Origin of the sequence: Kosakonia cowanii JCM 10956 = DSM 18146 (genome assembly GCF_001975225.1) — a bacterium.
Lineage (GTDB): Bacteria > Pseudomonadota > Gammaproteobacteria > Enterobacterales > Enterobacteriaceae > Kosakonia > Kosakonia cowanii.
The window spans coordinates 662,083-685,256 of record NZ_CP019445.1; the positions used below are offsets into that span (position 1 = coordinate 662,083).

The following is a 23,174-nucleotide window of genomic DNA, read 5'->3' on the forward strand; positions in this document are numbered from 1 at the left end:
AGTCTAACAGAGAACCGTTTTTCAGTGCGCGCCTTAACTGGTAACATTAGCCTCTTTTTTAAGGAGCCTGAGATGACAAAGCAGCCCGACGACTGGCTCGACGACGTGCCCGGTAACGAGAGCGAAGACGAAGATGATGAGATCATCTGGGTCAGTAAGAGTGAAATTAAGCGCGATGCTGAAGAGTTAAAGCAGCTTGGCGCTGAAATGGTAGAGCTGGGAAAAAACGCGCTGGATAAAATCCCGCTCGACCAGGATCTGCGCGACGCCATTGAGCTGGCGCAGCGCATCAAGAAAGAGGGTCGCCGCCGTCAGTTGCAGTTGATCGGTAAAATGCTGCGTCAACGCGATGTCGAGCCGATTCGCCAGGCGCTGGATAAGCTGAAAAACCGCCATAACCAGCAGGTTGCCTTCTTCCATAAGCTTGAACACCTGCGCGATCGCCTGATTGAAGAGGGTGATGACGCGGTGCCGGACGTGCTGAATCTGTGGCCGAATGCTGATCGCCAGCAACTGCGCTCGCTGATCCGCAACGCCAAGAAAGAGAAAGAGAGCAACAAGCCGCCAAAAACCGCGCGTTTAATCTTCCAGTATCTGCGTGAGCTCGCAGAGAGCAGCGAAGAGAGCTAAACCGCACAGAACCCTCTTTACCCGAAGAGGGTTTTTTTATTCCCTTTTAGCTGAAACGTTAAAGCTAAAAGCACGCCACTTCACATATTCACACCATCCATTAGTTTCATTTCATCAATAAACGAGATCAATATCTCCCTTTCCGCCTCTGCCCGACGCTCATTTTCAGCAGATGAAACGGATCACATTTTCCTGGCGACGCAAAACGTAGATTCCTGCTGTAACGCAGGTAATCGATTCAGCTAAAAAGGAAAATAAGATGAAAAATACCGTGATGCTCTCCGCTATTGCGCTGCTGGTTTCCGCGCCGGTGATGGCAAAAACCTGGGTGCTGAAAAGTGCTGAAGGCAATATCGAGCAGGGAAACTGGCGTATCACCAGCGATCAGCTGAACATTAAAGATCAGCAGTTCAGCATTGAGCAGGTGGTGCTACACGGCGGCAAGCAGGAGGGGAGCAAAGTCATCAAGCTGACCAGCAAAAACGGCCTGACCATTGCCCTTAGCCCAACGCGCGGCATGAATTTGCTCTACGCCGATGGTTTTGGTGTGCATATGGGCTGGAGTTCGCCGGTGAAAGAGGTGGTGAACCCGGCGTTTATGAACCTGGAGAGCCGCAACGGGCTTGGCTGGCTGGAAGGCTTCAACGAAATGGTGGTGCGCTGCGGCTATGAGTGGACGGGTCACCCGGTCACCGCTGACGGGCAGCTTTACACCCTGCATGGTAAAGCGGGCAATACGCCAGCCTCGCAGGTTTCCGTCGATGTCAGCGAAAAAGCGCCGTATGAGATCCGCATTCGCGGGCTGGTGAAAGAGAGCACCTTCAAAAAAGCCGATCTGCAAACCGAGATGGAACTGCGCTACATTCCGGGCAGCAACAGCTTCAGCCTGCATGATGTGCTGACCAACCACGCCGACTAACCGCATGATTACCAGATCATCTATCACAGCAACTTCAGCAAACCGATCCTCGAAGAGAGCGCGCGCTTTATCACGCCGCTGGAGAGCGTCAGCCCGTTCAATGACTACGCCAAAGGCGGCATGAAAACGTGGCAAACCTATGCCGGGCCGACCAAAGGCTTCGACGAAATGGTCTTTAATATCAAACCGCTGGCCGATGCGAACAAGCAGACCGTCGCCGCGCTGCTGAATAAAGCGGGCGATAAAGGCGTGGCGATTGACTACAACACCGATCAGCTGCCGGTGCTGACGCTGTGGAAAAATACCGATACCGAAAAACAGGGGTACGTTACCGGCATCGAGCCGGGCACCAGCTACGCCTACCCGGTCACCATCGAGCGCGAGCAGAAACGCGTTAAGCAACTTCAGGCAGGCCAGAGCACCCGCTTCGACCTCACCTATACCCTGCTGCACAACCGCGATCAGGTGGCGAAAGTTGAAGAGCGCGTGAAAACCATTCAGGGCGACAAAGCGCCGCAATCCATTGATACGCCGATGGCGAAAGAGTAACGCCAGGCATAAAAAAAACCGCGCCGGTCGCCCGTGCGCGGTTTTTTTACGCCTCAGCTATCAGGCTTTTTCAGCCGCGAGCTGCGCTTTCTTCTCCAGCTTATCGAGCAGCTTCTGATGAATGCCGCCGAAGCCGCCGTTGCTCATCACCAGAATGTGATCGCCCGGCTGGGCGCTTTTCACAATCTGATCCGCCAGCGTATCGACATCCGCGCTCCAGTGCGCAGGCTGGATACAGGCCTCCGCCACTTCCGCGACCTGCCACGGAATATGCTGCGGTTGCAGGAGGAAGACTTCATCGGCGCGGCCCAGCGACGGCGCGAGATCATCTTTGCACAGCCCCATCTTCATGGTGTTGGAGCGCGGCTCCAGCACGGCAATGATCTTCGCCGTCCCGCCCACTTTACCGCGCAGCGCGGCGAGTGTGGCGAGGATTGCCGTCGGGTGGTGCGCGAAATCGTCATACACGCAGACGCCGTGCGCTTCACCGCGCAGCTCAAGGCGGCGGCGGGCGTTGATAAACGAACCGAGCGCATTGGCGGCATCCGCAGGCGTAACGCCAACATGACGCGCAGCGGCGATCGCCATCAGACCGTTATGCATGTTGTGCTCGCCCACCAGGCCCCAGTTGACCTGGCCGACGCATTCACCATCCAGCCACACTTCCCAGCTTGAAGCGTCGGTGGTCAGCTTCTTCGCCTGCCAGTGGCCCTGATCGCCCACCAGCTCCTGCTCGCTCCAGCAGCCCATCGCCATCGTCTGTTTCAGGTTGATGTCGTTTTCCGGCCAGATGATTTTCCCCTGCCCCGGCACGATGCGAACCAGGTGGTGGAACTGCTTCTGGATCGCTTTCAGATCGTCAAAAATGTCCGCGTGATCGAACTCAAGGTTGTTGAGGATCAGCGTGCGCGGGCAGTAGTGGACGAATTTGGAGCGCTTATCGAAGAAGGCACAGTCGTATTCGTCAGCTTCGATAACGAAAAAATCGCTCTCGCCGAGGCGCGCGGAAACATCGAAATTGCCCGGCACGCCGCCGATGACAAAACCGGGTTTATAGCCGCAGGCTTCGAGGATCCAGGTCGCCATCCCGGCAGTGGTGGTCTTGCCGTGCGTACCGGCAACCGCCACAACCCAGCGGTCGCGCAGCACAAAATCATGCAGCCATTGCGGGCCGGACATAAACGGAATGTTCTTCTCCAGCACCGCTTCGACACACGGGTTTCCGCGGGTCATCGCATTGCCGATGATCACCAAATCCGGCGCGGGATCGAGCTGGCTTGCGTCATATCCCTGAATTAAATCAATGCCTTGCTTCTCAAGCAGCGTGCTCATCGGCGGATAGACATTGGCATCCGAACCCGTTACCTGGTGGCCCAGCGAGCGCGCCAGCATTGCCAGCCCGCCCATGAAAGTGCCACAAATCCCCAAAATATGAATGCGCATACGTCATTATCCTTGCTTAACCTGGCGCACATTTTACGCATATGTTTAACGTCTGAGAAATGCATTTCAGGATAATCCGTACCCCGCTGGCGCGATTCACCTGTGCGCGAAGTTTTGAATGTTTGTTAGTATTGTTGCATGTCCGCTGCGTTTTCGTTTGCGAAAGCTCGGGTTGTTACCGTTTCGTTGGTTAACGACCCTGAACTTCTCCGTCAAACACGCTGAAAACCGCAGGCTACAATCGCTTTACTCCATATTCAAAAATGCAGGGAAAGTGTTATGAAAACGTTAGGTGAATTTATTGTCGAAAAGCAGCATGAGTTCTCGCATGCCACGGGTGAACTAACTGCTTTACTGTCGGCGATAAAACTGGGCGCCAAGATCATTCATCGCGATATCAATAAGGCCGGTCTGGTCGATATCCTGGGTGCCAGCGGTGCTGAGAACGTACAGGGCGAAGTGCAGCAAAAACTCGACCTGTTTGCGAACGAGAAACTGAAATCCGCGCTGCGCGCCCGCGATATCGTCGCCGGTATCGCCTCTGAAGAAGAAGATGAGATCGTCGTTTTCGAAGGGTGCGAGCACGCTAAATACGTGGTGTTGATGGATCCGCTGGATGGCTCCTCCAACATCGACGTTAACGTCTCTGTTGGCACCATCTTCTCTATCTACCGCCGCGTTACGCCTGTTGGCACGCCGGTCACCGAAGAGGATTTCCTGCAACCGGGCAACAAACAGGTTGCTGCCGGTTATGTGGTTTACGGCTCGTCGACAATGCTGGTCTACACCACCGGCTGCGGCGTTCACGCCTTCACCTACGATCCGTCACTCGGCGTCTTCTGTCTCTCCCAGGAGCGCATGCGCTTCCCGGAACGCGGCAACACCTACTCGATTAACGAAGGGAACTACATCAAATTCCCGCAGGGCGTGAAGAAGTATCTCAAGTTCTGCCAGGAAGAGGATAAAGCAACCCACCGCCCTTACACCTCGCGCTACATCGGTTCACTGGTGGCGGATTTCCACCGTAACCTGCTGAAAGGCGGCATCTACCTCTACCCGAGCACCGCCAGCCACCCGCAAGGGAAACTGCGCCTGCTGTATGAGTGCAACCCGATGGCCTTCCTCGCGGAACAGGCCGGCGGCAAAGCGAGCGACGGTAAAGAGCGTATTCTTGATATTCAGCCAGAGAGCCTGCACCAGCGCCGTCCGTTCTTCGTCGGCAATGAGCATATGGTGGATGATGTTGAGCGTTATATGCGTGAGTATCCGGACGCATAACAAGTTGTGATGGCCGGAGGGCGCGATGGCCCTCCGGCCAATCTTTACTTCACAAAGGTACGCTTCACGCGTTCGGACACGATGAAGTAAGGGATCCAGATACAGGCGTTCAGCACATTGCGCACCAGCGGTTTCACCGTCTCAAAGACATAAGGCACATTCAGATAGTGGTGCCCCAACAGCAGATCGACGGCGACAAAGGCCGTACCCACCCCCACCAGTACAATGTAATGCCGCGGCAGCTGACGCTTTTTACGGAAAAAGAGGCTGCTGACAAACAGCGCATAGGCAAACATGCCGACAAACGACGCCAGCTCGAAAAAGAGGATCCCTTTCTGCCCCGAGCCAATCAGCGCGAAGTTCTCCATTAAAAAGCGCAGCGTAAAGTTAATGGATATCAGGTTGACGATGATCGACGCAACCAACCCCAGCGCCGGAAGATAGAGCCAGCCGCGGATCTTTTTAAACTCGCGCTCCTCGCAGATGGCACAATAGTCGCTGCCCTTCAGCGCCTCGCTATCACATTGAATACATACAGCCATAACACCTTACCTTTGATTATGCTTGCGTCTGCAAACGGAACGACGCCATCGCTTCAAGCAGCTCTCGTGATTGCTGCTCCAGCGAGCGCGTCGCCGCAGACGATTGTTGTACCAGCGCCGCATTCTGCTGCGCCGTTTCATCCATCTGACTTACTGCAATATTAACCTGCTCAATACCGCGACTCTGCTCTTGCGAGGCGTTAGCAATTTCGCGCATCAATTTAGTCATGCGCAACACCTCTTCGGCGATCTCATCCATCGTTTCACCGGCCTGCATCGCCAGATCGCTGCCTTCGGAGACCTGCGCCTGCGAGCTGCTGATAAGCTGGCGGATCTCTTTCGCGGAGTCGGCGCTGCGGCTGGCGAGGCTGCGTACTTCGCCCGCCACTACCGCAAAGCCTCTGCCCTGCTCACCCGCGCGCGCCGCTTCGACGGCGGCGTTGAGCGCCAGAATATTGGTCTGGAAAGCAATGGCGTCGATCACGCTAAGAATATCGGCGATGCGATCGGAACTGCCAGCGATATCGCGCATTTTCTCAATCACATAGCAGACCATTTCGCTGCCGCGATCGGCGGTCTCGGAGACGGTTTTCGCCAGCTTATGCGCCTGCTCGGCGTTGTCGGCATTGAGTTTCACCGTGGCGGTGATCTGCTCCATGCTGGCGGCGGTCTGCTCAAGCGAAGTGGCGGTGGATTCGGTGCGCTGCGAGAGATCGAGGTTGCCTGCCGCCAGCTCCCGGCTACCGGTATCAATCTGCGAACTGGCATCGCGCACGCGCATCACGGAGCCGATCAGCGCATGGCGCATCTCCTCAATCGCCGCGTTCAGGCGGTTAAACTCTTTTCCCGTCACTTCGGTTTTCGCGGCAATCAGGTTGCCCGCCGCCACCTGTTCCAGCTGTTGAATCGAGGTATCGAGGGGTTTAAGCAGCATATGGCGCAGCGCCAGCCAGGCCAGCACGATAATCCCGGCCACCAGCAGGGCAACCACAGAAATTAGCGACATAACAAAGCGCTTACTGCTCTGCACGGCTGCCACTTCGGTTTTACCGCGCGCTTCGCCCCACGCCTGGAAGGCCTGCATATCGTTATCGAACTGGCGGGAGACAGGGATCAGTTTGCTTTCGAGGAGTTCGTAATAGGCATCAGCGCTCTGTTGGTTGAGCGCGTCCTGCATCGGCTTAATGCCCTGGCTGACGTAATCGCCATAGCTTTTCGCCACCTTTGCCAGCAACACCGCGCCCTGCTCATCATCAACGCCCGCGCTGATAACGCCAGTGAGGGACTGCTCGCCGAGCGCGATTTCGTTATTAATCAGTTTTACGGAGTTGGCTGCATCATCAAGCAGCCCCACCTCCATCATGCGCACCGCCTGGCCGGCTTCGTTGCGCGCGCGCAGAATCATGGTGTAGCCGCTGTTAAGGCGCGCCATCTTTTCGCCCTGAAGCTGGTTGATTCGCGCCAGCGAAGCGGAGCTCTTATTGAGCGCATAAATACCGATGCCGCTGACCAGCAGCAGCAGAAGAGTCATAACAGCCAGCAGAGAAAGTAAGCCCGTACGGATCGAAAGCGTTTTAAGCATGATGTGGATTCCGGTAGCGAAGAACTTTTTGGCGTAAATTAAGCCCATTCGTCAGTTATCGACCGCTACCGGAATTCCTTTAGAAGAAAAATAGCAATTTCAATATCTTGTTACTTTGTTGCCGTTGGGCTTACTCGCGTCACCGGCGAGTTCTGTCGGCTCTCCCACAGCACCGTCAGGCCGCGTTGCAGAGCGATAAAGATAAACAGCAGGATGCCGATGGCGATCTTCGTCCACCATGAGCTGAGCGTACCGTCGAAGTTGATATAGGTCTGAATCAGCCCCTGAATCCCCACGCCGAACAGCGTGCCAAGCACCGTGCCAACGCCGCCGCTGAGCAGCGTGCCGCCGATCACCACCGAGGCAATCGCATCCAGCTCGACGCCCACGCCCGCCAGCGCATAGCCCGCCTGGGTGTAGATGGAGAAGACAATCCCGGCAAGCGTTGCCAGCCCCGTTGAGAGCATATAGATGCGAATGGTGGTGCTGCGCGTCGAGATGCCCATCAGGTTCGCCGAGGTAGCGTTACCGCCAATGGCGTACACTTCGTTGCCAAAACGGGTGCGGTGAGCAAGGAAAATACCGACCACCACCACCATCAGCATCAGCAGCCCCATCGCGCTCAGCCGCCCGCCGCCGGGGATGGTCCAGGCGAGGCTGGAGAGGGTGTCATACATCGGGTGGTTAATGGGAATCGACTCTTCCGACAGCAGATAACTAACCCCGCGCAGGAAGAACATCCCGGCGAGGGTGATGATAAAGGCCGGGATTTTCAGCGCGTCGATCAAAAGCCCCATAAAGGCACCGAAAGCGCAGCCCATCAGCAAAATCAGCGGGAAGGCGAGCAGCGGCGAGATGCCCCAGGCACCAATCGCTTTTGCCAGGAAGACGCCGGTAAAAGCAATCACCGAGCCGACGGAGAGATCGATACCGCCGGAGAGGATCACAAAGGTCATACCGACGGCGATAATGCCGAGAAAGGCGTTATCCGTCAGGATATTACAGATGACGCGCGTCGAGGCGAAGCCGGGAAACTGCGTCAGGCAGTAGAGATAGCCGAGCACGAAAACGCCCAGCGTGATCATCAACGGCAGGTTACGTTTTATCATGACCGCGCACTCCTTTAAGCAACGCAATAAAGCGCGGCGACTGGACAATCAGCACACACATCACCACCACCGCTTTCACTACCTGGTTAAGCTCCGGTTGAAAACCGGAGAGCAGGATGCCGGTGTTCATGCCCTGAATAATCAGCGCCCCCACCACCGACAGCACAATGTTGAAACGCCCACCCATCAGCGAGCCGCCGCCAATCACCACCGCCAGAATGGCGTCCAGCTCCAGCCACAGCCCGGCGTTGTTGGCATCCGCGCCGCGAATATCCGCGGTGACAATCACCCCGGCGATGGCCGCGCAAACGCCGCTCAGCACGTAGGTCAGCATCACCACCAGCCGCGTATTCACCCCGGCGTTTTTTGCCGCGCGGATATTAATCCCCACCGCTTCGATAAACATGCCCAGCGCCGTTTTGCGGGTAAACAGCCAGAAGATGAGTAACGTCACCAGCGCGATGATCACCGGCGTCGGGAAGAGCAGCAGCGAGCCGCTGCCGAGCCACGCCAGCGACGGCGCATTAAAGGTGACGATCTGCCCGGAGGTGATCAACTGCGCCACCCCGCGCCCGGCGACCATCAGGATCAGCGTGGCAACAAAGGGCTGGATCTTGAGGATCGCCACCAGAATGCCGTTCCACAGCCCGGCCAGCACGCCGGTGGCCAGCGCCGCCAGCAACACTACCGTCAGGCTATGGCCGGAGACGGTTAATGATGCCGCCGTCGCGCCGGCAATCGCCATCACCGCGCCGACCGAGAGATCGATGCCGCCGGTGGCAATCACCAGCGTCATGCCGATGGCCAGCAGCGCGACCGGCGCTGCGCGGTTAAGAATATCGATCGGGCTGCCAAACAGGCGGCCATCCTGCAACACCACCTGGTAAAAATGGGGCGCGACCAGGCTGTCCACCAGTAAAACCAGCAGCAGGGCTAAGATCTGCGGCGTGCCGGTCGGCCAGCTAAAACGGCGCTTCGGCTGCGCCTGTTGGCCCAGTGATTGAGGCATCACACTCTACTCCTTACGCCGCAATGGCATTCATGATCGCCGGAACGGAAAGCTCGGCGAGCGGGATCTCGGCGACCTGCTTGCGATCGCGCATGATGATCACCCGATCCGCATAGCCCACCAGCTCCTCCAGCTCAGAAGAGATCACCAGCAGCGCCAGCCCGTCGGCGCAGAGGGTCTCGATCAGGCGGATGATTTCAGCATGCGCGCCAACATCAATCCCGCGCGTGGGTTCATCGAGGATCAGGAACTGCGGGCGCGTCAGCAGCCAGCGCGAGAGCAGCACTTTTTGCTGATTGCCGCCGGAGAGAAACTCAATCGGCTGTTCGGCGCTCGGCGTGCGAATGCCCAGCTGGCGGATAAAGCGCTCGGCAATCGCGTTCTGCTCTTTACGCGGGATTGGACGCAGCCAGCCGCGCTGGGCCTGTAGCGCCAGTACGATATTCTCGCGTACCGAAGCGGCGGCAATAATGCCGTCGGTTTTGCGATCTTCCGGACAGAAACCGATCCCAAGACAGGAGGCGCGATGGGGCGAGCGCAGGGTTTGCGGCTGGCCTTTGATCATCGCGCTGCCGCTGTCGGCGGGCTTAATGCCGAATATCACCTCTGCCGTTTCGGTGCGCCCGGAGCCTAGCAGCCCGGCAAGACCGACGATCTCACCGGGGCGAACCTCAAGATCGAACGGAGCAATGACCCCTTTCTTGCCGTAGTTGTTAAAGGCGGCCACCGGCTTGTTGCTGAGCAGCGTGCGCCCGGCGCGTTGCAGGGCGTTACTCTCCAGCTCGCGGCCCAGCATCATCTTCACCAGATCAATTTGCGGCAGCTCGCGCGTTTCGCGACAGCCGACAAAGCTGCCGTTGCGCAGCACGGTGATGCGGTCGCAAACGGTGTAAACCTGGTCGAGAAAGTGGGTCACGAAGATGAGGCTGACGCCCTGATCGCGCAACTGGCGCATCAGGGTGAAGAGCATCTCCACTTCCTGGGTATCAAGACTGGCGGTTGGCTCATCGAGGATCAGCACTTTTGCCGAGAGATCGATAGCACGGCAGATGGCGACAATCTGCTGCATCGCCACGGAGAAGCGGTTAAGCGGCTCGCGCACGTCGAGCGAGAAGCCGTAAGATTGCATCAGTTCGCTGGCGCGCTGCTCCATCTCTTTGCGGCGCAGCAGGCCGAAGCGGCGCGGCTCACGGCCAATAAACAGGTTATCCGCCACCGACATATTCGGTAGCAGGTTCACTTCCTGGTAAACGGTGCCAATCCCCAGTTGTTGGGCATGGGCGGTATTTTTGGGATTGATGGCCTGGCCTTCAAGCCAGATGGTGCCCTTATCCGCGTGGTAAACCCCGGTCAGCGCTTTGATAAGCGTCGATTTTCCCGCGCCGTTCTCACCGAGCAGGGCCATGATTTCACCGCGTCGCAGCGAGAAATCCACGTTATCGAGCGCTTTTACGCCGGGAAAGAATTTACTTAAGCCTTCGGTACGCAGGATTTCCTGGTGTGCTTCCGCGTTCATTGTTGACCCCTTACACAGATGCCCTCTCCCCGGCGGGGAGAGGGACGACAGGACTCAGTAACCCATGTTTTTCTTCTTCTCCAGCTCCTCTTTCGCCGTATCCGGCAGATAGAGGGTGGATTTGGTAATGGTCAACTTCGGCGGCTCGGTGCCGTCCTTTTTGAATTTCTCCAGCGCGTCGAATGCCGGGCCAGCCATGTTCGGCGTCAGCTCGACGCTGGCATTGGCTTCGCCATCGTTCATCGCTTTATAGATATCCGGTACGCCGTCGATAGAGCCGGTGAGGATATCTTTGCCCGGTTTCAGGCCCGCTTCTTTAATGGCCTGAATGGCACCAATCGCCATGTCGTCGTTATGGGCGTAAACCATGCAGATGTTTTTGCCGTTGTTCTCGGCTTTGATAAAGCTCTCCATCACCTCTTTGCCTTTACTGCGGGTAAAGTCACCGGACTGAGAGCGGATAATTTTGATGTTAGAGGCTTTAGAGATCGCTTCTGCGAACCCTTTCTTACGGTCGATGGCGACGCTTGCACCAACGGTGCCCTGCAGCTCAACCACGTTACACGGTTTGCCTGCGACGGTTTTCACCAGCCATTCACCAATCAGCTTCCCTTCGAGGACGTTGTCAGCGGTAACGGTAGTCATATAGAGCGATTTGTCTTTCACATCGATGGAGCGGTCGAGCAGAAAGACCGGGATCTTCGCCTCTTTCGCTTCTTTCAGCACCGGCTCCCAGCCTGTGGCAACCACCGGGGCGATGAAGATGGCGTCAACGCCCTGCGCGATAAAGGAGCGCACCGCTTTAAGCTGGTTCTCCTGCTTTTGCTGACCGTCAGCAATCTTCAGCGTAATGCCGCGTTTGCTGGCTTCGCTTTTCGCGACGTTGGTTTCAGCGGCACGCCAGCCGGACTCCGAACCGACCTGCGAAAATCCCACGGTTAACGACGCAGCCATCGCCATAGACGACATAGCTGCCGAAACTGCTGTGACAAGAAGTAAACGCTTCCACATAAGAGCATCCTCGTAGGGTTATTGTTGGCTACTACTTCGCCTGCGGGGAAACTATAGACAATCGGAGATGTAACAAAATGAGTTACATCACAAATCGGAAAAGTGAATGAATTGTTAGTTATCAGTTGCGATCTGGCGCGCGAAAAGGGGAGGCGAAACACAGCAGGAATCTCCCTTGAAATTGCAGAAATTTACTGGCGCAGCAAAAACGCATTTTTACGCTGTAACCGCTTACACAAAATTATTCAGTATGCTGCTATGGATATGGACAAAGTTGTCATTAAATGGCGCCGGTAAAGGCTCTTAAAAGTCGCTGGCGAGTAAAACAGCCCAAGACATTCACCGCCAGTTGGCTATAATACCCGGCACTTGTTTGCCACACATTTTAAAGGAAACAAACATGAGCTTACTCAACGTCCCGGCGGGTAAAGATCTGCCAGAAGATATCTATGTTGTTATCGAAATTCCGGCTAACGCTGACCCGATCAAATACGAAGTCGACAAAGAGAGCGGCGCGCTGTTCGTTGACCGCTTCATGTCCACCGCGATGTTCTATCCGTGCAACTACGGTTACATCAACCACACCCTCTCCCTGGATGGTGACCCGGTAGACGTGCTGGTGCCGACGCCGTACCCGCTGGAGCCAGGCTCTGTGATCCGCTGCCGTCCGGTTGGCGTGCTGAAAATGACCGACGAATCCGGTGAAGATGCCAAGCTGGTTGCGGTTCCGCACACCAAGCTGAGCAAAGAGTACGATCACATTAAAGATGTGAACGACCTGCCGGAACTGCTGAAAGCGCAGATCACCCACTTCTTCGAGCACTACAAAGATCTCGAAAAAGGCAAATGGGTGAAAGTGGACGGTTGGGACAACGCTGAAGCGGCGAAAGCTGAAATCGTTGCCTCCTTCGAGCGCGCTGCCAAGAAGTAAGCCGTTTTTGTAAGAGAAGCCCTGTCGCGCGTTGAGCGCACAGGGCTTTTTTTATGTGTGCGGGTTGGGGTTGCCGGATGGCGGGTTAGCCCTCCGGCTTTCGGCGCTGGCCTGCTTTGCCGGATGGCGGCAATGCCTTATCCGGCCTACGACGTGCGCACGTCCGGCTTTCGGCGTCGGCCTGTTTTGCCGGATGGCGGCGATGTCTTATCCGGCCTACGAAGTTCGCCTTTGGCATGCGAGATAACAGTGGTTGCGGTTAAACGTAGGCCGGATAAGCGCAGCGCCATCCGGCAAAAATGCGCGGCGCAAAAAAAACCGCGCCATTGGCGCGGTTCTCTGTGACTGATTACTACTTTTGATAATGGTCGCGGTCAAGCCAGTCGCCGCTTTCAATCAAGGTTTTCCCCTCAACAGAACGCTGGTAGACGTACATCCATGCGCCACCGTACGGCGTCTGGATCAACTGCCGTTTATACTCGCCGCCTGCGGTACGCAGGGCGTCCAGCTCACCGAGCGTTGAGGCGTCGATGCGATAGACTTCACCCAGCACGCTGCCGTTGCCCGGCACCGCGCCTGGGTAGTGCCCCAGGCTGTACAGCTGATGATTTTCAACGCTGAAGTCGCCCAGCCACTGAGCGTTGGTCATCCAGTGGCTGTTGCCCTGCTTGCGTCGTAAACTGCCGTAGACAAATATTCGCATTGCTAAAACTCAAACTGATAGAGCAAATCAAGTGCCTGATCTACGCCAGACACCGCTTCAAGATACAGCTTAGGCATCAGGCGATAACGTAACGTGAGAGTCGCCAGTGAGTCAAAAATTCCTACACCATATTTTACTTGTAGACCCGGCAGCACATAGCCGCTGACCACCACTTGTGAGGAGTCGCCGACGCCCTGTGTGTCCAGCGCCAGGTTGCTGACGCCAAAGGTCTCGCCGATTTTACCCACAACCTGCCCACTTTGCGCAACCCCAAGACCAATTAACATCGACGTCATTGCCGCACTATCGCTCTGTTCGCTCTCCAGCCCCTGCCCGCGCAGCAGGTAGGACAACGCTTCCTGCTGCGACATCGCCGGGTCGGAGAAGATCTCCGCTTTCGGTTCATCCGCAGAGCCGGTCACGCGCACCCCGGCAATCACATCGTTCTCCGTGGCTTCCGGGTTACGGATCGCTTCGAGGTTAAGCAGCGGCTGATCCGGCGGGCCGGAGAAGAGCAGCTCACCTTTACGCACAATCAGATCCTGCCCGTATGCGCGGAAGCGCCCTTCCGGAATATTGATCTGCCCGTTCAGCCCAAGGCCCTGCTTATCCTGCGCCACTTTCAGATCGCCTGTCAGCCGCGCTTTCAGCCCGAAGGCCGAGAGCCGCACGTTGTTGCCGACATGCACCGTCACATTGCTGTTGATCGGGATCGACGCCCGCTGCTCCTCTTCCGGTTGCAGCTGGTCGTTGAGCATCACCTCATCGCTGGAGACGCCGACCGCGCTCTCCGGCACATCGTGCACCACAATGCGCGCCCACGGCACATCAACATCACCGTCCAGGGTAAACAGGCTCGGCGTCGCTTCAAACACTACATCCGGCGAGACATCAAGGCGCACCATCGGCGGCACGGTAATGCGCACCTTGCTGCCTTTCGCCGCAATGCGCGCGCGCCAGTTGTTGATCTGGCTCCAGTCCGCATCGCCGCTGAGGTTGATCTGCCCCTGGCTGGTACGTACCACGCCTTGCAACGTTGACGTTGTTCCGTTGAAGTTCATCGCCAATTGGCTCGGCTGCATGTCGAACGGCATAAAGTTGCCCTCAACATCCAGCGCATTCAGCCCAAGCTGCCCAAACAGCTGCGGGCTTTGAGCGTTGCCGCCAAGGCGTAGGTTGGCATTGAGCGTCCCCGCCGCTTTCTCGCCGCGGCTAAAGATGGCATTCGCCATCGCCAGCGAGAAGTTGCGAATGTTCACCGTCCCGCCGAGATTGCGTCGACCTTGCGGATCGGTGACCTGAATCTGGCCGTCGAACTGGCCATTATTGGTCAGCCGCATCAGCCAGCCGAGATCGGCGCGATCGTTTTGCAGCTTCGCATTCAGGTTCAGCGTGTCGAAGGCGACCGGCAATGGCGCACCATTGACCTCCTGCGTCACTTTCACCCCACGACCAGCAAGTGTCACCTGCCCCTGCGGCAGCCCCGGTTTGGTGCTGTCCCAGCTGACATCCGCTTTGCCGCTAAAGACACCGCTCGCCTGCGTCGCTTCCGGCATAAACGGTTTCAGCATCGCAAGGTCGAAACGATTGAGATTGACCACCGCGCGCCCTGCCGCACCGGCATCAATGGTTTGCGGCACGCACAGCTCGGCATTCGGGTTGAGCCAGCAGTGCGGGCCAATGGCGATCTTCTGCTCCTGGTTGCGGTAATCGAGCGCAATCGGGCGCGTCAGCGACCATGGCCCCACTGGCGTGGCGAAGCGCGTGTCGCTGAGCGTCCCTTTCCAGCGCTGCTGCTGGCGGTCCAAGCTGCCTGCCAGCGCCAGCTGACCGGAGACCGGTTCGCCCTGCACGCGCAGCTGCAATTTATGCTGCTTCTCATTGCCGTCGGCGGCCAGCGTCACCAGGCTGATGTTGACGCCAGGCTGGGCGATACGCTCAACGCGCACGTTCAGCTTGCCGCCAATCTGATCGCTGGATTTCACATCCCCTTCCACACGCACGCGGGCGATGGAGAGCTCCTGCCAGCGCAGATTGTTGGCAGTAATGTCCGCCAGCGCCTGCGGCGCATCGACGGTGCCGCGCACTTTCACCACCCCTTTCGCCGTGCCGCCAAGACCCGGCAGCGCGTTATCGAGGCCTGGCGCATCGATAGTGGCGTCAAGGTTGAGATCTTTTACCCCCAGCTCGCCTTTGATATCAGCACTGTTTTTGCCCAGCTCAAGGTGCAGGCCGGGGATCACCCATTGCAAATAGCTGTTGCCTTTAAGCTGCCCGTCGACCTTGACCCGGTTCTGCTTAACGTTGCCGTTAAGCTTCAGCTCCGGTACATCCATCTGCCAGCTGCCGCCGTAAAGGCTGCCGCGGGTTTTCACCAGGCCATTGAGCTTCGCAGGCCACTCGGGGAAGGCTTTTGCCGTATCAATGCCGTTCAGCGTCAGCTCGCCGCGCCAGCTGATCGCCTGCTGCCAGTCGAGCAGCGCTTTCAGTTCGGTGGTGCCCTGCAGCGCAGCAATAGAGAGCTTATCGATGCTGATCTGCTGCTCGTTGCCTTTACCGTCCAGCGTGATGGTAGCCGGCGGAACCTGCTGCCCTTTTACCGCCGTACGGAACGAGAGCGCGTAGTCGGTCATTTTGCCGCTGAGCTTCAGCTTCAGGTTATCGGCCTGATACTGCTTCTCGCCGGTAAAGGGCCAGTAGAGCTGCTGGCTGGTGATATCAAGATTGAGCGGTAACCCCGCTTCTGCCAGCCGCGTCTGCGCCCGCAGCACCATATCCACCGGGCCAGAGAGGTTTACGCCAAGCTCCAGCTGCTTGCGCAGTTCGCCGCCCACTTTCAGCTTCACCTTCTCGCCTTTCAGCGGATCGACATTCAGCGTCGAGTTGAGCGTGATATCGACCGGCCAGCTATCGCGCAGCTGCGCGGTGCCGGTGGCGTTGACCTGGCCCTGATTCGAGTCGATATCGAAGGCGTCGAGCTTCATCTGCCCGTCAATGCTGCTCACTTTCAGCAGCAGGCTGCGCACGAGGATATCGGTATCGCCGGTCAGGCGCAGCTGCTCACCGCGAAACTCTTCAATATTGAGGTTGAGCGGCAGATGCACATCCTGCATCTCCGGCAGCAGCGGCTTCTCAAACAACGCTTTCAGCGTTTCGCCCAGCGGTTTCTCTTCCGGCCTGGGGTTGTGCACCTTCGGATCGAGAACCTCTTCCTGCGCCACATCGGCCGCTTTCGGCAGCGCAATCAGCAAGCCCTGTAGCGAGGTCGGTTTCAGGGTCAGGTTTTTCTCCTGCCAGTTCAGGCCGGAGCTAAAATCCATCAGCGAGACGGTGGTGTCATCAATTTTGATATTGATGTTTTCCAGCGCCACCCGGCTCAGCATAATCGGATACGGCGTGGAGAGGTTCAGCGGCCCGCTATCTTCCTCTTCCACCTTCTGCGCAGGCGGCATCTTTTTGGTGTCGATCGCCACGTTGATATCTTTCAGCGACAGATCGTTAACGCAAACACTGCTGTTGCGCAGGCAGCCGAGGTTAAGCGCAAAGTGGATCTGCCCCGCGTCGACCGCCACGCCCGGCTGGGTATAGCGGATATTTTTCAGCGACAGATCGCGCCAGCCGCCGGTGACCTGACCGATCTCCAGCCCCGGCACCCAGCGGTTCGCTGCTTTAAACAGCAGATGCAGGCCGCTGGTGGTGCCGACCAGAAAGATCGCCGTACCCAGCAGTAATACAAGAAACGCCACCACGCCGAGGCTGATCTTCTTCCATAAACTCATAATTCTGGCCCCAACCCGATGTAAAACTGCAACCCGTGCTCCTCTTTATCGCCGACCGGTACCGCGAAATCGAGCTTGATCGGCCCGACCGGCGACTGCCAGCGCACGCCGACGCCGGTGCCGGTTTTAAAGTTGCTGCGGCGGATATCGCTCACCGCTTCGCCGCTGTCGACAAACACCGCGCCCCACCATTTACCAGTGACGTTGTACTGATACTCCAGCGAGCCGGTCGCCAGTTTTGAGGCACCAATCAGTTTGCCGCGTTCGTTCTCCGGGGAGATCGATTTGTATTTATAACCACGAATGCTGCGATCGCCCCCGGCGAAGAAGCGCAGATCCGGCGGCACGCGCTGGAAATCACCGGTTTCGATCCAGCCGAGGTTGCCGCGCGCGATAAAGCGATGGCGATCGTAGAGCGTACGAATCCAGACGTTTTGCGCCTGCAAGACGAGGAAGTCGACATCCGATCCCCAGGCGGTGTTGGAGTAATCGACCGAGTAGCGCTGGGAGTCGCCCCAGGTTGGCATCAGGCCGCCGCGCGAGCGGGTACGGCTAATCATCACGCCCGGATAGAGCAGCATGGTGGTGTTGGTGACGTTGGCCTGGGTAAAGTGATCGAGGCTCCAGCGCAGGTTGATCGCCCGCTGCCAGCCACTGGAGAGATCCCAGTAGCGCGACAGCGCGAGCGTCGTTGAGTCCGCTTCAGTATCGTTAAGATCGGTACGCTTGAACCCGCCCTGCACCAGGTAATACTGCTCCAGCGGATTTTTCAGCAGCGGCATCTTGTAGCTGAAATCGAGTTGCTGCTCCGGCGCCGAGACGCTCATGCTGGTGGTAAAGCTGTGGCCGTAGGAGTTGACCCACGGTTTTTTCCACGTCGCTTTGACGCGCGGCCCGACATCGGTGGAGTAACCGACGCCGGTCTCAATGGTGTTTTCCGTGCGCGGCGAAACCACGCCTCTCAGCGGCAGCACTTTGGTCTTACGCGCTTTATCGAACTCCGGCGCGACAATCACCGAGTTAAACCAGCCGGTGGCGGAGAGGCGGCGGTTAAGCTCCGCCAGATCCTGGGTCTGGTAATAGTCCCCCTCGTGGAAAGGGATAAGGTTTTGCAGATACTCGTCGCGAATTTGCGAGCCCTGGAAGGTAACATCACCGAAGCGGTAACGCTGACCGCTGTCATAATCGATATCCCAGAACGCCTGGCGGCGATCCAGCGCAATACCCAGCTGGCTTTTGTTGAACTGGCTGTCGAAGTAGCCTTTACGCAGCGCGACGCTGGTAAGGGATTTTTTAAAGCTGTCGTAGTCGTGATGGTTTAACACCGTGCCGATAGCCGGCCGCTTTTTCAGCAGCGAAAGGTAGTCGCTGTCGGTACGCGCGCCGCCGCGCAGGATCACGTTGTTGCCGCCGATGCGCACAGGCTCACCCGCCGTAACGCGGGCGATCAGCACCTGGCGCCCCTTCTCCGGCGGTGGACGCAGTTCGAAAACAATGGTTGGCTCGTAGTAGCCTAACGCTTTTAGCCCTTCGCGGATGGCATCATCAACGCGCGCCTGGAAACGGCGGTCGGGCGTCACTTCATCACTCTGGATAGTCGACAGTTGGGCGCGCACATTTTTCTGCAGTTGCCCGGTTAACCCCTCAAGTTGCAATCGCACATTGGCGGCGAATGCCGTTTCGCTCACCAGCAACAAACCGGCAAAACATAAAAGACGGATCTTTGGCACGTTCTCTCCTGAATATCCTCGCTCCCACTCCTGGAAGGAAACGTAAGCGCAGCTCCGCGCTGGGCCTGATTGTGCCACGACAGCAGCAGCCAGGCTGATAAAAACCCGCATTATCGGGTTGAAAAACGGACGACTAGCCCAAAATTTCTTATGTTTAAATCTAGTCTGATTTAGGTCGTACATTGTGTTAAAACACCATCCTTAACACAACCCTAACCGCAATGACACTCGCCGGGAGGTATTACCGTGAGCCTGTTCGATAAAAATAACCTTGTTTCTCAGTCTGATGCTCTGCCCGGACGCCCGACGCCGATGCCTGTCGCCAGTTTACACGCTGTTAACGAGCACTCGATGACACATGTGCCGGAGGGCATGGAGGTGGCGATTTTCGCCATGGGTTGCTTCTGGGGCGTGGAACGCCTCTTCTGGCAGCGCGAAGGAGTCTACAGCACTGCCGCAGGCTACACCGGCGGCTATACGCCAAACCCAACCTACCGCGAAGTGTGCAGCGGCCAGACCGGGCATGCCGAAGCGGTACGCGTGGTTTACGATCCGAACGTGGTGAGCTACGAGCAGCTGTTGCAGATTTTCTGGGAGAACCACGATCCGGCGCAGGGGATGCGTCAGGGCAACGATCGCGGCACGCAATACCGCTCCGCCATCTATCCGCTCACCCCGGAGCAGGACGCCGCCGCCCGCGAAAGCCTGGCGCGCTTCCAGGCAGCAATGCGTGAAGCGGGTGACGCACGCACCGTCACCACTGAGATCGCCAGCGCCAAACCGTTCTACTACGCGGAAGATGAGCACCAGCAATATCTCTATAAAAATCCGCAGGGCTATTGCGGGATCGGTGGTATCGGCGTGTGCTTGCCGCCGCAGCTTAACCCCTAAATAAAGGGGGGAATAGGCGACAAAAAGTGGCGAAATTAGCCGCTGGCAGGCTGTAACACGCTTACGCTATACTAACGGCGCAATTGCCGGTCCACCGCTTCGGGCCGGCATTCATTGTGTTTACCACATGGATATTCCAAAAAAACCTTCCGAGGATCCGGTTAACAGCTGGATAAATTATGTTAAACAGTATCTTAGTCATACTCTGTCTGATCGCGGTGAGCGCGTTTTTCTCGTTATCTGAGATCTCGCTTGCCGCATCGCGAAAAATCAAACTTAAACTGCTTGCCGATGATGGCAACATCAACGCCCAACGCATCCTGAAAATGCAGGAAAATCCCGGCACCTTCTTCACCGTGGTGCAGATCGGCCTGAACGCCGTCGCCATTTTGGGTGGTATCGTCGGTGACGCCGCCTTCTCCCCCGCGTTTTACAATCTGCTGCTCAATGTCGTTTCACCACAGCTTGCCGATCAGCTGAGCTTTATCATCTCGTTCACGCTGGTAACGAGTCTCTTCATCCTGTTTGCTGATTTGACCCCGAAACGCATCGGTATGATTGCGCCTGAAGTTGTGGCTTTGCGCATCATCAACCCGATGCGCTTCTGTCTCTTCGTTTTCCGCCCGCTGGTGTGGTTCTTTAACGGCATGGCGAACGTCATTTTCCGCATCTTCAAACTGCCAATGGTGCGCAAAGATGACATCACCTCTGACGATATCTACGCCGTGGTGGAAGCCGGTGCGTTAGCCGGGGTGCTGCGTAAGCAGGAGCATGAACTGATTGAGAACGTGTTTGAGCTGGAGTCACGCACTGTTCCCTCGTCGATGACTTCGCGTGAAAACGTGATTTGGTTCGATCTGCATGAAGATGAGCAGAGCCTGAAAAACAAGGTATCTGAGCATCCGCACTCGAAGTTTCTGGTCTGTAACGGTGATATTGACCATATCGTTGGTTATGTCGATTCGAAAGATCTGCTTAACCGCGTGCTGGCAAACCAGAGTATGGCCCTGAACAGCGGCGTGCAGATCCGCACGACGCTGATTGTGCCGGACACGTTGACGCTCTCTGAAGCGCTGGAAAGTTTCAAAACTGCGGGTGAAGATTTCGCGGTGATCATGAACGAATATGCGCTGGTGGTGGGGGTGATTACCCTGAACGACGTAATGACCACGCTGATGGGCGATCTGGTCGGCCAGGTGGAAGAGATGATCGTCGCCCGTGATGAAAACTCATGGCTGATTGACGGCGGTACGCCGATTGATGACGTGATGCGAGTGCTGGATATCGATGAGTTCCCGCAGTCCGGCAACTATGAAACCATCGGCGGGTTTATGATGTTTATGCTGCGTAAAATCCCGAAACGCACCGATGCGGTGAAGTTCTCCGGCTACAAGTTTGAAGTGGTGGATATTGATAACTACCGCATCGATCAGCTGCTGGTGACGCGTATTGATGCGCGCACCACGGTGCTGACGCCGAAACTACCGGATATGGAAGATAAAGGCGCGGCATAACGCCGGAAGCGGAAACATCAACGGCCCCATTGGGGCCGTTTTTTATAGGACTTTATTACTGCATAGCACAACAGATTAAGCCATTTCGGTCTGCAGGCGCAGAACCTGGCGGTTAACTTCAGACATAACAGAAAAGTGCTGTTTGTCTTTCACTTTCGGCAGAAGGATTTTGCCCTTATCAAACTCGAAAGCGCCAACGTCCTTGATATACAACCGTCCACGGAACAGGATCTTGACGTACTTAGCCACCTGAAGTGGGTTGTAACGCTGGAAAATTTTCATTCTTCTATCTCTCCTGTAAAACACATTACGCCCTTGCGGTGCCACATTTGGTCCGACGTTGATGAGCGCAAATTTTGATGCCCAGTGACTATAGTCCACAACATGAGCGATACATAGTCTGAATGGGTTTATTTACCTTTTGATGACAATTAATCAGAATTTTCTTTTCAAACCCTGAAACTTCGCAGTATAAGCCTACGTTTTTTAACCGATATGTGCGTTAACCCGCAAACTGGCACCCCAATTGCGGGAAAAGCGTATTGATCGCACATATGATTAAACTGCCGTACCGAGTGGTCGGATCACCTGCATATAAACATGAGAGATGGAGACACCATGACCCTACGTAACATTCTGGCAGCGACATGCTTGTTACTGCCGCTGGTCGCTTCAGCGCATAACTTTGAAACCAACCAGCGCGTGCCGCCTGTGGGCGTTGCCGACCGCGGGGAGTTGCTGCTGAATAACGACAAGTTTAGCTATAAAAACTGGAATAGCGCGCAGCTGGCTGGAAAAGTGCGCGTGGTGATGCATATTGCCGGTCGCACCTCGGCAAAAGAGAAGAATGCCGCGCTAATTGAGGCGATCAAAAGCGCCAACCTGCCGCACGACAGATACCAGACCACCACCATTGTGAACACCGATGACGCCATTCCGGGCAGCGCGATGTTTGTGCGCAGCAGCCTGGAGAGCAATAAGAAGCTCTATCCGTGGTCACAATTTATCGTCGACAGCGAAGGTTCCGTGCGTAAAGCCTGGCAGCTGGAAGAGAAAGGCTCCGCGATTGTGGTGCTCGATAAAGAGGGTCGCGTAGAGTTTGCGAAAGATGGCAGCCTGAGCCAGCAAGAGGTGCAGCAGGTGGTTGCCCTGCTGCATAAATTGCTCAGTAAATAGAGACGCGAAAGCCGGGGTTGAGGAACGACTCGCGTGGGGTGTAATCCAGCGTCAGTCCCTTCCAGTCATGAACGTGCGCCCCGGCCGCTACCGCCACCGCGTGGCCGGCCGCCGTATCCCAGACGCTGGTCGGCCCAAAGCGCGGGTAGAGCTGCGCTTTCCCTTCCGCCACCAGGCAGAACTTCAGCGATGAACCAATCGCCGTGGTTTGATGCTCGCCCAGCTGGTGCAGATACTCCTCCAGCTCCGGATCGTTCGAGTGCGAGCGGCTGATCACCACCAGCGGCGGTCGCGCATCACGCACCTGAATCGGCTGGCGATGACCGCCCTCCTCTTTCCATGCGCTGCCCTCTGCGGCGGCATACATCACATCAAGCACCGGGGCATAGACCACGCCCAGCACCGGTTTGCCCTGCTCAATCAGCGCGATGTTGACGGTAAACTCACCGTTACGCTTGATAAACTCTTTGGTGCCGTCGAGCGGGTCCACCAGCCAGAAACGCTGCCAATTCTGGCGCATCTCCCACGCCGGGGGATCTTCTTCAGACAGGATCGGAATATCCGGCGCTAACGCCTGTAACCCGCGCACAATCACATGGTGCGCGGCGATATCTGCCGCCGTCACCGGCGAGTCATCCACTTTACTGGTCACATCCATCGGCTGATAGCCGTCGTACACCTGCATAATGGCATCGCCCGCGTCGCGCGCGAGCTGACAAATTGCATCTAACATATCCACCTCTCTCTGTGCAGTGGTGTGTAACTCATTGTTTTACTTATATCGCATTGCGCCGCGATCTGCCAACTGTGAGAGGGATTGCAGTTTTATTGCTCACTTTTATGGCACTATTCACAATTCTGT

The 23,174-nt window shown here is 56.7% G+C and carries 18 protein-coding genes and 1 pseudogene; 7 read left to right on the forward strand and 12 right to left on the reverse strand.

The window, feature by feature from the left end:
* Nucleotides 1–72 precede the first annotated feature (72 nt).
* A complete protein-coding gene (yjgA, locus tag BWI95_RS03085) occupies nucleotides 73–630 on the forward strand; it encodes a ribosome biogenesis factor YjgA (RefSeq protein WP_023478484.1) in 558 nt (185 codons plus the stop codon).
* A 259-nt stretch (nucleotides 631–889) separates the two neighbouring features.
* A pseudogene (locus BWI95_RS03090) lies at nucleotides 890–2,098 on the forward strand (aldose 1-epimerase family protein).
* Nucleotides 2,099–2,158: 60 nt separating this feature from the next.
* On the opposite strand, the gene mpl reads toward BWI95_RS03090, so the two are convergent.
* Complete coding sequence (gene mpl, locus BWI95_RS03095; RefSeq protein WP_023478520.1) at nucleotides 2,159–3,541, reverse strand: UDP-N-acetylmuramate:L-alanyl-gamma-D-glutamyl-meso-diaminopimelate ligase; 1,383 nt, start codon at nucleotides 3,539–3,541, stop codon at nucleotides 2,159–2,161.
* A 279-nt stretch (nucleotides 3,542–3,820) separates the two neighbouring features.
* Between mpl and fbp the strand changes: the two genes are divergently transcribed.
* Entirely contained in the window at nucleotides 3,821–4,819 is a 999-nt protein-coding gene (gene fbp / locus BWI95_RS03100) for a class 1 fructose-bisphosphatase (protein ID WP_023478503.1), read from the forward strand.
* 44 nt (nucleotides 4,820–4,863) lie between these two features.
* Here the strand turns inward: fbp and BWI95_RS03105 are convergent, their stop codons facing one another.
* The 6 genes from BWI95_RS03105 to ytfQ form a co-directional block, all read right to left on the reverse strand.
* The gene (locus BWI95_RS03105) at nucleotides 4,864–5,361 is read right to left on the reverse strand and encodes a DUF2569 domain-containing protein (RefSeq protein WP_054803023.1); all 498 of its coding nucleotides are present in this window, start codon (nucleotides 5,359–5,361) and stop codon (nucleotides 4,864–4,866) included.
* 16 nt (nucleotides 5,362–5,377) lie between these two features.
* Nucleotides 5,378–6,943: a methyl-accepting chemotaxis protein gene (locus tag BWI95_RS03110; protein ID WP_054803078.1), complete on the reverse strand. Its 1,566-nt coding sequence runs from the start codon at nucleotides 6,941–6,943 to the stop codon at nucleotides 5,378–5,380.
* Nucleotides 6,944–7,053: 110 nt separating this feature from the next.
* Nucleotides 7,054–8,052, reverse strand: coding sequence for a galactofuranose ABC transporter, permease protein YjfF (gene yjfF / locus BWI95_RS03115; protein WP_023478490.1), 999 nt, complete (start codon nucleotides 8,050–8,052; stop codon nucleotides 7,054–7,056).
* Nucleotides 8,039–9,064, reverse strand: coding sequence for a galactofuranose ABC transporter, ATP-binding protein YtfT (gene ytfT, locus BWI95_RS03120; protein ID WP_164896952.1), 1,026 nt, complete (start codon nucleotides 9,062–9,064; stop codon nucleotides 8,039–8,041). Before ytfT ends, yjfF begins: the two co-directional genes overlap by 14 nt.
* A 10-nt stretch (nucleotides 9,065–9,074) precedes the next feature.
* Nucleotides 9,075–10,577 carry a galactofuranose ABC transporter, ATP-binding protein YtfR gene (gene ytfR, locus BWI95_RS03125; protein WP_076768988.1) on the reverse strand — a complete coding sequence of 501 codons (1,503 nt, stop codon included), beginning with the start codon at nucleotides 10,575–10,577 and terminating at the stop codon, nucleotides 9,075–9,077.
* A gap of 54 nt (nucleotides 10,578–10,631) precedes the next feature.
* Entirely contained in the window at nucleotides 10,632–11,588 is a 957-nt protein-coding gene (gene ytfQ, locus BWI95_RS03130) for a galactofuranose ABC transporter, galactofuranose-binding protein YtfQ (protein WP_054803024.1), read from the reverse strand.
* A gap of 400 nt (nucleotides 11,589–11,988) precedes the next feature.
* Here ytfQ and ppa point away from each other — a divergent pair, with 400 nt between their 5' ends.
* Nucleotides 11,989–12,519, forward strand: coding sequence for an inorganic diphosphatase (gene ppa / locus BWI95_RS03140; protein ID WP_023478348.1), 531 nt, complete (start codon nucleotides 11,989–11,991; stop codon nucleotides 12,517–12,519).
* Between the two features lie 352 nt (nucleotides 12,520–12,871).
* Here ppa and BWI95_RS03145 read toward each other — a convergent pair whose 3' ends face one another.
* The 3 genes from BWI95_RS03145 to tamA are packed head-to-tail and all read right to left on the reverse strand — an operon-like array spanning nucleotide 12,872 to nucleotide 18,731.
* Nucleotides 12,872–13,222, reverse strand: coding sequence for a gamma-glutamylcyclotransferase family protein (locus tag BWI95_RS03145; protein WP_023478402.1), 351 nt, complete (start codon nucleotides 13,220–13,222; stop codon nucleotides 12,872–12,874).
* A gap of 2 nt (nucleotides 13,223–13,224) precedes the next feature.
* Nucleotides 13,225–17,001: an autotransporter assembly complex protein TamB gene (tamB, locus tag BWI95_RS03150; RefSeq protein ID WP_076768989.1), complete on the reverse strand. Its 3,777-nt coding sequence runs from the start codon at nucleotides 16,999–17,001 to the stop codon at nucleotides 13,225–13,227.
* On the reverse strand, nucleotides 16,998–18,731 hold the full coding sequence (tamA, locus tag BWI95_RS03155; RefSeq protein WP_023478416.1) for an autotransporter assembly complex protein TamA: 1,734 nt from the start codon (nucleotides 18,729–18,731) through the stop codon (nucleotides 16,998–17,000). Before tamA ends, tamB begins: the two co-directional genes overlap by 4 nt.
* Nucleotides 18,732–18,977: 246 nt before the next feature.
* Between tamA and msrA the strand changes: the two genes are divergently transcribed.
* Nucleotides 18,978–19,622, forward strand: coding sequence for a peptide-methionine (S)-S-oxide reductase MsrA (gene msrA, locus BWI95_RS03160; protein WP_054803025.1), 645 nt, complete (start codon nucleotides 18,978–18,980; stop codon nucleotides 19,620–19,622).
* Nucleotides 19,623–19,801: 179 nt separating this feature from the next.
* Nucleotides 19,802–21,136 (forward strand): polyamine export protein PaeA, encoded by a 1,335-nt coding sequence (gene paeA, locus BWI95_RS03165; RefSeq protein WP_023478420.1) that lies wholly within the window; start codon nucleotides 19,802–19,804, stop codon nucleotides 21,134–21,136.
* Nucleotides 21,137–21,211: 75 nt separating this feature from the next.
* On the opposite strand, the gene BWI95_RS03170 is transcribed toward paeA, so the two are convergent.
* Nucleotides 21,212–21,418: a DUF1107 domain-containing protein gene (locus BWI95_RS03170; RefSeq protein WP_023478541.1), complete on the reverse strand. Its 207-nt coding sequence runs from the start codon at nucleotides 21,416–21,418 to the stop codon at nucleotides 21,212–21,214.
* A 336-nt stretch (nucleotides 21,419–21,754) separates the two neighbouring features.
* Between BWI95_RS03170 and BWI95_RS03175 the strand changes: the two genes are divergently transcribed.
* Entirely contained in the window at nucleotides 21,755–22,312 is a 558-nt protein-coding gene (locus BWI95_RS03175; protein ID WP_023478441.1) for a YtfJ family protein, read from the forward strand.
* Here BWI95_RS03175 and cysQ read toward each other — a convergent pair.
* Complete coding sequence (gene cysQ, locus BWI95_RS03180) at nucleotides 22,302–23,045, reverse strand: 3'(2'),5'-bisphosphate nucleotidase CysQ (protein ID WP_054803079.1); 744 nt, start codon at nucleotides 23,043–23,045, stop codon at nucleotides 22,302–22,304. The two genes, BWI95_RS03175 and cysQ, sit on opposite strands and share 11 nt — an antisense overlap.
* Nucleotides 23,046–23,174 lie beyond the last annotated feature (129 nt).

Excerpts from the sequence above, each read along its gene's own strand:
- yjgA (WP_023478484.1), top strand. The coding sequence starts at position 73 with ATGACAAAGCAGCCCGACGACTGGCTCGACGACGTGCCCGGTAACGAG.
- mpl (WP_023478520.1), bottom strand. The coding sequence starts at position 3,541 with ATGCGCATTCATATTTTGGGGATTTGTGGCACTTTCATGGGCGGGCTG.
- fbp (WP_023478503.1), top strand. The coding sequence starts at position 3,821 with ATGAAAACGTTAGGTGAATTTATTGTCGAAAAGCAGCATGAGTTCTCG.
- BWI95_RS03105 (WP_054803023.1), bottom strand. The coding sequence starts at position 5,361 with ATGGCTGTATGTATTCAATGTGATAGCGAGGCGCTGAAGGGCAGCGAC.
- BWI95_RS03110 (WP_054803078.1), bottom strand. The coding sequence starts at position 6,943 with ATGCTTAAAACGCTTTCGATCCGTACGGGCTTACTTTCTCTGCTGGCT.
- yjfF (WP_023478490.1), bottom strand. The coding sequence starts at position 8,052 with ATGATAAAACGTAACCTGCCGTTGATGATCACGCTGGGCGTTTTCGTG.
- ytfR (WP_076768988.1), bottom strand. The coding sequence starts at position 10,577 with ATGAACGCGGAAGCACACCAGGAAATCCTGCGTACCGAAGGCTTAAGT.
- ytfQ (WP_054803024.1), bottom strand. The coding sequence starts at position 11,588 with ATGTGGAAGCGTTTACTTCTTGTCACAGCAGTTTCGGCAGCTATGTCG.
- ppa (WP_023478348.1), top strand. The coding sequence starts at position 11,989 with ATGAGCTTACTCAACGTCCCGGCGGGTAAAGATCTGCCAGAAGATATC.
- BWI95_RS03145 (WP_023478402.1), bottom strand. The coding sequence starts at position 13,222 with ATGCGAATATTTGTCTACGGCAGTTTACGACGCAAGCAGGGCAACAGC.
- tamB (WP_076768989.1), bottom strand. The coding sequence starts at position 17,001 with ATGAGTTTATGGAAGAAGATCAGCCTCGGCGTGGTGGCGTTTCTTGTA.
- paeA (WP_023478420.1), top strand. The coding sequence starts at position 19,802 with ATGTTAAACAGTATCTTAGTCATACTCTGTCTGATCGCGGTGAGCGCG.
- BWI95_RS03170 (WP_023478541.1), bottom strand. The coding sequence starts at position 21,418 with ATGAAAATTTTCCAGCGTTACAACCCACTTCAGGTGGCTAAGTACGTC.
- BWI95_RS03175 (WP_023478441.1), top strand. The coding sequence starts at position 21,755 with ATGACCCTACGTAACATTCTGGCAGCGACATGCTTGTTACTGCCGCTG.
- cysQ (WP_054803079.1), bottom strand. The coding sequence starts at position 23,045 with ATGTTAGATGCAATTTGTCAGCTCGCGCGCGACGCGGGCGATGCCATT.